Below are 254 nucleotides of genomic sequence, written 5' to 3' on the forward strand. Positions count from 1 at the left end.
CTCCTCATTTGCAGTATCCTTAAGATATTCCTTATATCTTCAGGAGATCGTCATGGACAGATTCCCACGTTCTGATTCAATCGTACAACCCCGGGCTGGCTTGCAAACTTATATGGCGCAAGTCTATGGCTGGATGACCGTTGGCTTGTTGCTGACCGCATTTGTTGCCTGGTATGCGGCTAATTCCGCGGCCGTGATGGAGCTGTTGTTCACTAACCGTGTCTTTTTAATCGGTCTGATCATCGCGCAATTAG

The 254-nt window shown here is 48.0% G+C and carries 1 pseudogene; it reads left to right on the forward strand.

Annotation, left to right across the window (positions count from 1 at the left end):
• Positions 1-52: 52 nt before the first annotated feature.
• Positions 53-254: pseudogene (locus SB765_RS31755) on the forward strand (BAX inhibitor (BI)-1/YccA family protein); the annotation flags it as partial.

It is taken from the genome of Pseudomonas sp. SIMBA_067 (assembly GCF_046534675.1).
In the GTDB taxonomy this organism is placed as follows: Bacteria; Pseudomonadota; Gammaproteobacteria; order Pseudomonadales; family Pseudomonadaceae; genus Aquipseudomonas; species Aquipseudomonas putida.